Origin of the sequence: Bradyrhizobium sp. PSBB068 (assembly GCA_016839165.1) — a bacterium.
Taxonomy (GTDB): Bacteria; Pseudomonadota; Alphaproteobacteria; order Rhizobiales; family Xanthobacteraceae; genus Bradyrhizobium.
The window spans coordinates 3,438,146-3,449,424 of record CP069300.1 but is presented as its reverse complement, the minus strand read 5'-3'; the positions used below and the strand labels follow the sequence as shown (position 1 = coordinate 3,449,424).

The window sequence follows — 11,279 nt, the reverse complement described above, 5'->3', positions numbered from 1 at the left end:
GAGTCATTTCTCTGCTCGCTTCTGCCTTTCCCGAAAGGCTCTTGTTTGCTGCCTTAATTCCTTCTGCTCGAGAGCCTTGTTAAGAGCGGCGACTTGCCTTCTTGCCTTTCTTTCCTCGGACTTGACCCCCGCGGCATCAAATCCGAGAAGCTTGCCAACTCTCTCCAAAATGAAAGGTCCCCGCTGCAGCTCCCGACTGACTCCGAGCCGATTCTCGTCAATTACAAAAACGCTTTCAATCTCCTTTATCCGACTCTGCATTATCCGAACCTGCACTGGATCAGAGAGTTGACGCATCAAATCGTTTGGTGCCGGCTCCTTACCTTGCCAGAAAGAATATAAGCCCGACCGATGTATGAGACGCTTCTTTCGATGCAGAACGTGCGGGGTCTTTGAATTCAAGTACCGATCTTTGAAAAAACGGCCAATGCTTGACCAATCTGCAATATAAATCCCGTCATGCGCACCGCCTTCAGCATAAGGAGCTTCGTACAAGATAATGGGTACAATCTGCATTTGACGCGGGTCTACTCCTCCAGCCTCAATCGCCATCTCAGGGTACATGGCTAATCCATTCAGCTGCCGTTTGATTTGTTTAATGAAGGCGTCACGCTCTTTTCGGAAGTAATAGGACTGGATTGGGTGATGATTTGACAAGCCGCGATTCTTGCATTCGAAAATAAAGAGATGGCTCTCCCACGGTACAAGAACGTCGATCTCGTAGGGCTCTCCATCACGGCTCGTATCAATGCTAAAGGCATTAAGACCCATTGCCTGGAAGAACTGCTGGACTTCGGCCTCAAACCTCTTTCCTTTGCCATCGAACCGCTCTTCCAACGACAGTAAGTTAGAATAGGTCGTCATACCGGGATCGGCGTGAATTGCTGCTGGCGCAACAAACAAAAGTGAGCCGCCAGACATCTGTAACAGCGGGCAATCAAACAGATCTTCACTTCGGGTGCAGAAGGTAACCTGTGCGATGAACGCCGTAGCCGCCTCTGACGAGAGGCCAGCTTGCTCTAGCCTATGTTGAAGTTCCATTCGATCGAACGCTGGCAAGCATCTTTCCAAGGGATCGACGTTCCGTTCAAAGCACTCCAACGCCAATTTGTTGAGAGCGCTATACCCGCGGAGCCACTCGATGATCTTCAATCCCGCATATTTTCCTCGGTCGGTCCTAACGTCCGCGCCCAGTACCCTCGATAGATACATCGCAGAGCTAACTTCACGGACACTGACGAATTCGTCAGGAAGTAGCTTAGGTTGATCTGAAATGTCTTTTTCTTGCTCCAGTGCCGGCGTTTCGAACATCAACTCTGCAACGATCTGCTGTAACTGTTCCTTGAGGCGCTCGTTGGCGATCCAGTCGTAGTGTTCTTCGCCGGAAGGAACGTACTCAAAGTACGCGCGTGCCTCCCCAGGCATTCCCTCGATCGCTCTTCCGTTCTCGATCTCTACGAATTCTCCACCCCAATATCGACGACGTTGTTCCACTCTCTCCCATCTGATCCAACTCGTTGCCAATGTCGCAACGGCAACGCTTTCGCTCAATTCTTCATCCGAAACTTCCTGCAATTCCGGAAAGACAATTCTTCCGTCCCTTGATATCCATCCGTTCTCGTGCGCGAACATTTCAAGCGTCGCACCTAGATTTTCAATCAACGATGTTGTCGCAGAATCTATCAGGAAAGGCGTTCCATCATCGAGCGTACCGGTCGGCTCATCCGGAACACTCAATCTCTTCTTTTTCTTGATGCTCTCGCGCGCCCGCCGCTCGACGAAGTCGAGATAGTGCGAAGCTAACTTTAGCGCTGCCGAGACTTGCGTCGTCGGAGGTCGACTGCGCGCGGGTAGCTTGTTTAGTATGTGAAGAACATTACGATACCCTTCTTCTACCCTTCTAACTGTCGTGACGACATCCGTCAGACTCTGCTGCAGGCCCGCGCTAAGAGTCTTGGCGAAAAGCTTTTGCAGTTCCGAGAAAAAGAGGTTCCGCGCGCCTTCCCGCTTATTGGGATACTTAAAAAATAACTGTCCCGATCGCATTGCAAGTTCAAGTAAGGCTTTGGCGTTGTCTTCCGCAGAGCCCGCCGTCAGTTCCTGTGCTATCCACCGGGAATCTAGCTTTTCTAAAGCTCTACGTATTTCAGTCTCGCTAATTGTCATTGCTCCTCCAGCAAACTCAACTCCGCGAGGCACAACGTAACGTTGAATAGATGCTCATGTCGAGTTGGACTATAAAAACTTGCCGCGTCGACTCGGGGTGCATAATTTGCCGTTCTTGCGACGAACGTGACGCATTACTCCCCGCTCACCCTCCGCACTTGTGCTAGCTTGCTTCGCAGCCGGCTGCAGCGAATGAACGAGGCTGTACGTAGCTCATTGCCTAAAAGGAAGGCTTAGCAGGTAGCCAGAATGAGGTCCGTAGGCGAATTGGCGTAGCGCATTTCACCGATCCTTTTGCGACATTGTAGCGGTTACGCCTCCGGCTAACCTACACTAGACATTGTCTCGATTCCCGCGGTACGAGGCGATCTGCCAGACGTTTGCCCAGGAATCCCGAACCATCGCTCGTCGGTCGCCATAAGGCGTATCCGCGGGGGTTTCGATCGATTCAGCTCCTGCCGCGATCGCGCGGTGGTAGGTTTCGTCGGTGTTCGGAACATAGACGTAGAGGAAGGACGGCATCGTCTCGCGGATGCCTCCGCCGTCGCTGATCAGGATGATCGAGTCTCCGATCCGGATTTCCGTTGGCGCTCCGGAGCGCACTTCGCCTTCGGCACCGAAGACGTTTTTCAAGAATCCGGCCAAGCCGGTGAAGTCGCTCGTGACAATTCTCGGTATGACGGAAGGCCAGCCGACGGGCTTGTATTGGGTCATGCGCCTAACTTTGACGACGATGCGTCGCTTATCAAGACTACCACGATAGCACCAAGCGTAGGGCGGATTAGCGAAGCGTAATCCGCCATCTTATCGCCAAGCTCGGCGGGTTATCGGGCCCCGCGTCGCGCGGACCCGTTGGGCTAACCCGCCCTACTCGCTCCAGCTACACCGCCCAATAATTCGGGTGCGTATACGACTGCGAGCGGTCGCCCCAGTCGAATTCGTCGCCGTCGAACTCCGACGGCCCGGCGCGCAGATCCTCCAGCGTCACTTCGGCCTCGAAGGCCTGCCGCGCGGGATCGAAGTGCAGCGCGGTCCATCTGACGGGATAGTGGTGATGGGTGCTCAGCACGCCGCCGGTCTTGATGATGGCGTAGGCCACCGTGCCGCTCACCTTGTCGAGCATCAGCCGCTCGATCGAACCGAGTTTTGAACCGTCGCGCCCGAAGACGCAGACGTGCTCGACCCGGTCACTGGGCACCAAGGTATGATGCATGGCATCCTCCCTGTATTTCCTCGTATTTGCCGCGGATCATACGCCCCTCGGCCTGGTGAGCCAACCGGCAAACCCCGGCGCAGCGACCGGCTGGGGCGCCATCCGGCAGCGCTTCGCGCGAACCATCGCGCATATTCGGCTTGCGCCTTGATCCAGCGCAAAGTTGGTGACGGTCTTTTCGTCTATGGACTGATCCAGCCTCCTGCCTGGATCAGTGCCATGATCATCGACATTCTGTCCCGGGAACACCGCAACATCGAGCGGCTGCTCAACGTTCTCGAGCATGAGCTGGATATTTTCGATCACGCCGGCCGCCCGGATTACGAAGTGATCGGCAGCATCATCGCCTATTTCGAGGTCTACACGGAGCTCTACCATCATCGCCAAGAAGACCTGATCTTCGCCAAGCTCAGGCATCGCGATCCTGCGGCCGCGGCGAAGATGGGCGATCTCGCGCGCGAGCATCAGAAGGGCTCCGATCGCCTGCACCGCGTCGCCCACGCGGTCGCCAATGTGCGCGCGGGCGGCGAGATTCCGCGCGAGAATGTCGACGCGGTCATCCGCGATTTCCTGGCGCACGAGCGGCGCCACATCATGATGGAAGACCGCGATTTCTTTCCCGCCGCGGTCAAGGCATTGACGCCGCAAGATTGGGCCGACATCGAGTCCACGCTTTCGCCGCACAAGGACCCGTTGTTCAGCGATGCGACCGAGGCGCGGTTCGACGTGCTGCGCGCCCACATCATGGATCTGGAGAAGGAGGCTGAAGCCGAGCGGCATTAGAGCATGACCCGGAATGTGGAGACCGGGTTTCCCTCGCGGACATCCTGCTCAAACCAAGAGATGAGATCGACCCGACATCCCTCCAATTGCAATCCAAACTGTTTCCGGAGAAATTCATGATGGGGACGAAATTCGCAATGGCCTGCGCCGTCGGCAGCATGACGCTCGCCGCCGCTCTGCTCGCGACATCGGCTGCGCCGGCCTGGGCGCTCGACGGTGACCCGATCGCGGGCCAGGCCATCTTCCAGCGCATTTGCCAGAATTGCCATTCGATCGACGTCGGCGTGAACAAGGTCGGCCCGAGCCTGTGGCACGTCGTCGGTCGCCAGCCGGCGTCGGTCCAGGGGTTCGACTATTCGGACGCGATGCGCGGCAACAAGGCGCCCTGGGACGTGACGGCGCTCGATGCCTACCTCGCCGACCCCCGCGGCGACGTTCACGGCGTGAAGATGTTCTTCAAGGGGCTCAGCAATGCCCGCGACCGCGCCGACGTGATCGCCTATCTGCAAACCAAGCAGTGAGTCTCGATTTCGGGAGGCGGATCGGCAACTCGCCCGGATGCACGTAGCGATATCCGGGCGAGTTGATCGGACGGATTGACCACTCCCGCATGTCGCGAAACCCTTCAGCGGGCACGCATACTCCATTTCTGAATAATAGAAACGTATCGCTGATTTGCCCGACGTGTCAAGTCGATTTTCCGACTGCCGGCGGCAGCCTGCTCCTTTGCATGGGGTTGTTTTCGATATTTCGGGATGCGCGCGCTGCCGAGGCCGGCAGCGCGATCGCACGCAGCATGCGCTAGCTTCCGCTCTCGATCTTCTTCTTCAGCGCTTCCAGCCCGGCCTTGTAGAGCCCGCTCACCGCCTTGATCGCGGCCTCGTCGTTCAGCTCCGGCGGCGGATCGTTGTTGGGGTAGCCGCGATAGAACGCGCCGGACCATTCCAGCTTCGCCTTGCCGCCGGGCGCCGGCGACACCTCCAGCGTCGAGGAATAATTGGTCACCGGCAACACCTTCACGTCGACCGCGGTGATCCGGTACGAATAGCTCATCATCTCGGGCTCGTATTTGGAGAGCTCCTCCTCGATGGTGACGCCCGGAGCCAGCGTCAGCCGCCGCGTGGCGCCGATCTCGTTGCCCTTCTCGCCCTCGGTCTTGCTGACGCCGGCAAGCCAGCTCATGTCCTGGAAATTGCCGATCACCGCCCACACCTTGGCCTGCGGCGCGTCGATCTCGATGGATTCCCGCACCTTCTGACGGGTCGGCCCATGCGCCCATGCCGCCCCCAGCACGGCCAATGCCGCCACCACGACGCCAGCCCTCGCGATCGTCAGCCTCATCCTCGTCTCCCCGCTTTTCCGGTCCGCGCACCAGGCGCCTGCCGGAGCTTATGTTTCGGTATTCTGCACCGGATGGAAAGCGGCTTCTTGCACCAGAGCGAAGTCAAAACTTCCCCGCGGGACAAGCCTTTCCGCCCTACTCCTCGATCGCCGCCTCGATGAACCCCTTCGGGTCGTCGCAAAACTCCCGCATGACCTTGAAGTGATCGGTGTCCTTCAGGCTCACCGGTTCGAGGCCGTACTTCGTCAGCCGCAGCAGCGTCGCGTCGGGATAGGCCATCAGGACCGGCGAATGCGTGGCCATGATCACCTGACAATGGCCCGTCCCGTTCATCCGGTGCAGCAGCTTGAGGAATTCGATCTGGCGCGCGGGCGACAGCGCGGATTCCGGCTCGTCGAAGATGAAGATGCCCTGCCGCTGGCAGCGCTCCTCGAAGAAGCGCAGGAAGCCCTCGCCGTGCGAATGCGACAGGAAGTCCGGCGGCGTGCCTCGGGCGTCCATCGCTGCCTCGTCCAGATAGCGTGCGACCGAGAAGAAGCTCTCGGCGCGGAAGAACCAGCCGTTGGTAATCCTGGGCAGCCAGCTCGCGCGCAGCGCCGACGCCAGCGAGCCGCCCATTTTCTCCAGCGCACGGCCGTGGTCGACCGCGCGATACCCCTTGCCGCCGCCGGCATCGTCATAGCCGGCCATCACGGCGATGCCCTCCAGCAGCGTCGACTTGCCGGTGCCGTTCTCGCCGACGATGATGGTGATCGCCTTGTCGAAGCCGAGCTCGAAATCATCGCCCAGCAGCGGCAGCACGAACGGATAGGCCTTGCGGTTCGGGATTCGTGCAGGATCGAGCCAGACCCGCCGAAGGTACGGCGCGGGCATCTTGATCGGGCGGTTTCGTCTGGCCATGTGCGCGAATCCGGGGAAACAACGGCGGGTGGCCCAGTTTATGATACGAGCCCGCGGCAATCCTAGATGGTTCGATGTCCGAATGCCCAGCAAGGCCTACGCCCGCTTCCGCAAGGCAATCCTCACCGAGCAGCAGGTGGTCTGTGTCTATGCCGGCCGGCCGCGGGAGCTGTGCCCGCACATCATCGGCCACAACAGAAGCGGCGAAGAAGTCGTGCTGGCCTGGCAGTTCGCCGGCGAGAGCTCCGGCAAGCTGCCGCAATGGCGCTGCCTGCGCCTTGCGCACGTCAGCGACGTCCGCCTGCGCAAGGGCCCCTGGCACGAGGGCGGCTCGCATCGCGCCGAACAGACCTGCGTCAGCGCGATCGACCTCGATATCAACATCCATGTCCGCAAGCGGAGGTGATCGCGATGCGCGGCCTTCGGGCTAGATGAAGCGTCCCGGTTTGGCCATGAACTGATCAATCGCGGTCTTCAACTTGCCCTCGAGCTCGCTTTGACCGCCCCAGAACAGCGTCGGCACGTCGAACACATCGAACGGCAGCTTGGTCCCGCTATAGGCCGTCTGGATCACGGCCTTGCCGCTGGCGCGCGCATAGCCCAGCTCGTAGAAGACATTCGGACGTGCGCCGCTGACCTCGGCGATCACAAACGCCGCGCGCCGAATTCCGGCAAAGATCGCCGGCACGATGCGCTCATTGCTGTCGAGATGGTCATCGACCTTGACCGCCGAAAAACCCTTCTCCTTGCAAACCCGACCGAAGGTTGCATAGGCATCCGTCAGGTGAGGAACGTTCTCGAACGACATCACGACGAACACTTCGGTCGACAGGATCGCGCGCTCGGCCAGCGTGACCACCTCGGCCGCGTATTGGTCGACCACCTCGTCGTTCTCGTCGGTCATGAAGCGGTTCAAGGCCTGGTAATCCTCGCGCGACAGGTTCGACACCCCTCTTCGCTCAAACGACGCCAGCTCGTCGACATAGATATCCGTTGCGGCACCTCCGAATGTCGCGACCGACAGGATCGGCTTGTTCGCGAACCGGCCCCAGCTCGCGGCGTGCTGCGTCCCGTCCCAGCCGCCGATGATGATCATCGCATCGCATTCACGCACCGGCTCGGGAAACGCGAATCCGCGCGGGACCTCGGACCAGTCGCCCAGCTGCGATCGGGTGATCTCGCCGAATTTGTGGATCGGCGTCGTGCTGCGGGTGACCCACGAATGGATCATCTTGTTCGGGTCGAGCTTCCTGGATTGAGCCGCGGCCGAGGCAGCCTGCGCAACGACGAGATCCAGTTGGGTGCGACAGCCACCGAGCAGCGTATGGCCTCGCAGGATCGTCTGCCGACCAAGCGCCTCGGCGAAGCGCCGTCGCAAGGGCCCTGTCTCATCCTTCTCGTACAGGCCGCCCGCCACCAGCAATTTGGCCATCGACACTCTCCCAATATGTTCCGCTCAAAATCAACCCGACCTCGCCTTGTCGGTGCAATGCCGCAACAATAGAGGCGTTCTTCGATCAACTCAATTCTAACGTGTAGCGATTTTCAGAGGCAGCTTGAATATTCAGCGCGGTTCCCGAGCGACCTATTCGGCTCAATCACTGATTTGTCCAACGGCACTGGTGCCCGTCTCACAAGCAGTACCGTAGCCGGGACGACGATGCGGATGGATCGCACAGCCGCTACGGCTGCTCCGCCTCCTCCAGCACCTCGAGCACCAGCTCCATCGTCATCAACACCGGATTGTCGCCCCGTACCAGACGTCCTTCGGCGGTACCGCCGAGATAATCGACCAGCGCGATGTCGAGCTCGGCATGCAGCCGGCCATCCTCGTCGGCCGCGATCTGCCCCGCGGTCACCGCAAGCTCGGTCGCGAACGGCACCACGTCGTGGACATCGGTGAAAACGGCACCGATGGTGGAACCAACGCCGCCATGCAGCCGTGCACGCAGGATGCCGTGCAGGCGGCAGAAGCCTTCGAGCGCGCAGGCGAAATCCTGGTTCGGCCGCAGCCGTAACGCAAAGGCATGGCTGGTGGTCTTCGCACCAGCCGGCGCGCGGGCGACCGGACCGAACAGCTTGAAATTGGTCTCGCTGTCGGGCTCGGCCAGGAACGTCGCGCCATCGATTCCGAATGCGGCGACCTCGAACGGTTCGGCGACGATGGTCTCATCGGGGAGCATGTGTCCGCCGTTGAAGCGGCCGTCGGCCTCGGTCCACAAGCCGTGGCAATGGAAGAACGGCGCGCCGTCGCGCTCGCCGAAGGTCAGCGCCGCGAGCTTGAGCCGCGTCACACCCTCGGGACGAAACGTGTCGCTGTAGAACGCGGCGTTGGCGCCGTCCTTCGACAGCGCCGGCATCACATAGGCGAACGGCCCGAGCGCGCCAGCTTTGGCGCTGAGCACGCCGGCCGAGAACCCCTCCGCCGCAAAGCCGCGACGCACGGCCTCGAGCAGGGGAATTCCGGCCTCGAGCACGAATGAGAAGGCGCGGCCGCGCGCGGTGACCCATTGGATGCGCTCGGTGACCGGAGCGCCGGGCTGAGCGATGCTGCGCATCGCCTCACGCGCCCGGCGATTTGGCGATCGCCTCGAGCAGCCCGCGCGCCTCGAGCTCGTCGCGGATCAGCCGCTTCGGCACCTTGCCGTAGCCGGACTTCGGCAGCGCCTCCCAGAAGAAGAAGCGCTTCGGCATCTTGTAGCGCGGCACTTTTGGCGCGAGATAGGCGGCAAGCTCCGCCTCGGCGACCGCCTCCGTCCCCTCGCGCGCGACGCAGACGGCGATGCCGACCTCGCCCCAGAACGGATCCGGCACCCCGAGCACCGCGACCTCGCCGACCGCGGGATGGGTCAGGAGCTTCTCCTCGATCTCACGCGGATAGATGTTGGAGCCGCCGGAGATGTACATGTCGGAGGCCCGGCCGGTGATGTAGACGAACCCCTCCTCGTCCATGTGGCCGAGGTCGCCGGTGCGGAACCAGCCGTCGCGGAACGCCTTCGCATTGGCTTCGGGGTTGTCGTAGTAGCCCGCGAACACGCCGGGACCGATCACGCAGATTTCGCCGGTCTCGTGCGGTTTCAGCTCGCGCCCATCCTCGCCCTGGATCGCGACCTGCATGCCGGTGCGCTCGAAGCCGCAGGTGCCGATCCGTGCATGCGGGCCGTCCTCGGGATCGTGCAGGCCGGGCGGCAGCACCGTGATGTTGCCGGTGACCTCGCCGAGACCGAAATACTGCACCAGCACGCCGCCGAGCTTGTTCAGCGCGGCCTTCTGGTCTTCGCGATACATCGGCGCGCCGGCATAGATGATGTAGCGCAGCGAGGAATGGTCGTGCTGCTCGGCGGCGGGATGCTCCACCATCATCTTCAGGATGGTCGGCACCGTGAACATGTTGCTGACGCGGTGCCTGGCGATCAGGCGATAGGCTTCCGCGATGTCGAATTTCTCCGACGGCAGCAGGATGGTCGGCACGCCGCGCGCGGTCTGCACCAGTTGATGCACACCGGCGCCATGCGACAGCGGCGCCACCACCAGCGAGGCGTCGTCCTCGGTGGTGCCGGGCATCAAATCGGCGAGATGGTTGGTGATCACGAAGGCCATCTGGCCATGGGTCAGCACCGCGGCCTTGGAGCGGCCCGTGGTACCGGAGGTGAAGAAGAACCAGCAGGGATCGTCGTACTCGACCGGCGCGTTCTCGACCGAGGCGCCCGCATGCCTGGCGATGACGTCACCAACGGTCGCTTCGCCGAACGTCCCCTCCTCGCCGATCCGCCAGACGAATTCGAGCGCTGGATTGGCGGCCGCCCTGGCGTGCTCGGGGAAGTCCGTGTGGCACAGAAACGCCTTGGCGCCGGAGGCAGCCGCCAGATAGCCGACCTCGTCCGGCATCAGGCGGAAATTGGTCGGCACCCAGACCGCGCCGAGCCGGAACGCCGCGAACATCGACCAGAACATCTCGTCGCAGTTCTTGGAATGCACCAGGATGCGGTCGCCCTTGCCGATGCCGCGCGCGGCCAGTGCCGCCGCCAGCGCCGAGACGTTCTGGTCGATATGGCGCCAGGACCAGGCCTTCTCGTTCCAGATGAAACCGGGACGATCGCCATGGCGGCGGGCGTTCTGGGTCAGGATGTAGGCGAGGTTCATCACCCGGCGCGACACCCGCGCGATCCCGCCGCGCGGGGCGGTCCCGGCCGTCCCGCTCATTGCCGCCCCGCCGATACGCACAACAGACAGGGCATGGTCAGGACGGTCATCGGGTGTTTCCTTGGTCAGAACCGGGCGTCTTCAAGCGCCGCAAGGGGTTGGTACCACCCGGTTTATCGCCAAGCAGCGCGCCTCGGCAAGGCCTGCCGGACGGAGCGCGATGATACCGCGCACCGGTGTCAGCCAGCCCGATCTGCCTTGGCCCAGACCGCTACTGAGGGTACTTGGCCAGGTCCTGCTCGCTCAGGTTCCAGTCCTGCCAGAGCTGCAACGCGCCGATCATGACGACCAGCGCGCCGAGCAGGATGTGCCAGAGCTGCAGCGCCTGGTCCTCGGAGTAGCCGAAGATGACCGGCGAGACGATCAGCCAAAGGCCGAGCAGGATGCTTGCCACCTCCTCCCAGCGATGCAGCGCGACATATTCGAGCTGGGCGAGGCCCAGCACCAGCATGCCGACCACGAAGCTGTTGAGCACCAGGTGGCTGCGCTCGACGTCGACGACGTCGCTCACCTGCATCGGAAACCAGGGCGAGACCATGATCAGCACGCCTAGCAGCATGCCGAGCCAGTCCTCCCAGGGGCGGTGTGTGCCGAAGAAACGATTGTCCGACATGACGAACCTCCTTGCGACAAGGGGCATACGTCAGCGGCCGGTCCTGCCATTCCGCACCA

At 61.5% G+C, this 11,279-nt stretch carries 12 protein-coding genes; 3 read left to right on the top strand and 9 right to left on the bottom strand.

Translation table 11 applies throughout. From position 1 onward, the window contains the following. Positions 1 to 3 precede the first annotated feature (3 nt). The 3 genes from JQ507_15945 to JQ507_15935 all read right to left on the bottom strand — a co-directional run bounded on the left by JQ507_15945 (position 4) and on the right by JQ507_15935 (position 3,379). The gene (locus JQ507_15945) at positions 4 to 2,166 is read right to left on the bottom strand and encodes an NERD domain-containing protein (GenBank protein ID QRI72863.1); all 2,163 of its coding nucleotides are present in this window, start codon (positions 2,164 to 2,166) and stop codon (positions 4 to 6) included. Positions 2,167 to 2,499: 333 nt separating this feature from the next. Further along, the gene (locus tag JQ507_15940) at positions 2,500 to 2,880 is read right to left on the bottom strand and encodes a hypothetical protein (protein ID QRI72862.1); all 381 of its coding nucleotides are present in this window, start codon (positions 2,878 to 2,880) and stop codon (positions 2,500 to 2,502) included. Positions 2,881 to 3,046: 166 nt separating this feature from the next. Further along, positions 3,047 to 3,379, bottom strand: a complete 333-nt coding sequence (locus JQ507_15935) for a PRC-barrel domain-containing protein (protein QRI72861.1) — start codon at positions 3,377 to 3,379, stop codon at positions 3,047 to 3,049. A gap of 219 nt (positions 3,380 to 3,598) precedes the next feature. Between JQ507_15935 and JQ507_15930 the strand changes: the two genes are divergently transcribed. Continuing rightward, a complete protein-coding gene (locus tag JQ507_15930; protein QRI73356.1) occupies positions 3,599 to 4,162 on the top strand; it encodes a hemerythrin domain-containing protein in 564 nt (187 codons plus the stop codon). Between the two features lie 158 nt (positions 4,163 to 4,320). Next, complete coding sequence (locus JQ507_15925) at positions 4,321 to 4,683, top strand: c-type cytochrome (GenBank protein ID QRI73355.1); 363 nt, start codon at positions 4,321 to 4,323, stop codon at positions 4,681 to 4,683. A gap of 280 nt (positions 4,684 to 4,963) precedes the next feature. Here the strand turns inward: JQ507_15925 and JQ507_15920 are convergent, their stop codons facing one another. Beyond that, positions 4,964 to 5,503 (bottom strand): SRPBCC family protein, encoded by a 540-nt coding sequence (locus JQ507_15920; GenBank protein ID QRI72860.1) that lies wholly within the window; start codon positions 5,501 to 5,503, stop codon positions 4,964 to 4,966. Between the two features lie 136 nt (positions 5,504 to 5,639). Next, positions 5,640 to 6,404, bottom strand: coding sequence for an AAA family ATPase (locus tag JQ507_15915; GenBank protein QRI72859.1), 765 nt, complete (start codon positions 6,402 to 6,404; stop codon positions 5,640 to 5,642). A gap of 82 nt (positions 6,405 to 6,486) precedes the next feature. On the opposite strand from JQ507_15915, the gene JQ507_15910 reads away from it, so the two are divergent. After that, a complete protein-coding gene (locus JQ507_15910) occupies positions 6,487 to 6,810 on the top strand; it encodes a hypothetical protein (GenBank protein QRI72858.1) in 324 nt (107 codons plus the stop codon). A 21-nt stretch (positions 6,811 to 6,831) separates the two neighbouring features. On the opposite strand, the gene JQ507_15905 is transcribed toward JQ507_15910, so the two are convergent. From JQ507_15905 to JQ507_15890, 4 genes are all read right to left on the bottom strand, one after another. Beyond that, positions 6,832 to 7,836, bottom strand: a complete 1,005-nt coding sequence (locus JQ507_15905; GenBank protein ID QRI72857.1) for a hypothetical protein — start codon at positions 7,834 to 7,836, stop codon at positions 6,832 to 6,834. Positions 7,837 to 8,086: 250 nt separating this feature from the next. Further along, complete coding sequence (locus JQ507_15900; protein QRI72856.1) at positions 8,087 to 8,962, bottom strand: DUF296 domain-containing protein; 876 nt, start codon at positions 8,960 to 8,962, stop codon at positions 8,087 to 8,089. Positions 8,963 to 8,966: 4 nt separating this feature from the next. Further along, positions 8,967 to 10,607: an acyl-CoA synthetase gene (locus tag JQ507_15895; protein QRI72855.1), complete on the bottom strand. Its 1,641-nt coding sequence runs from the start codon at positions 10,605 to 10,607 to the stop codon at positions 8,967 to 8,969. Between the two features lie 211 nt (positions 10,608 to 10,818). Further along, entirely contained in the window at positions 10,819 to 11,220 is a 402-nt protein-coding gene (locus JQ507_15890; GenBank protein ID QRI72854.1) for an SPW repeat protein, read from the bottom strand. Positions 11,221 to 11,279 lie beyond the last annotated feature (59 nt).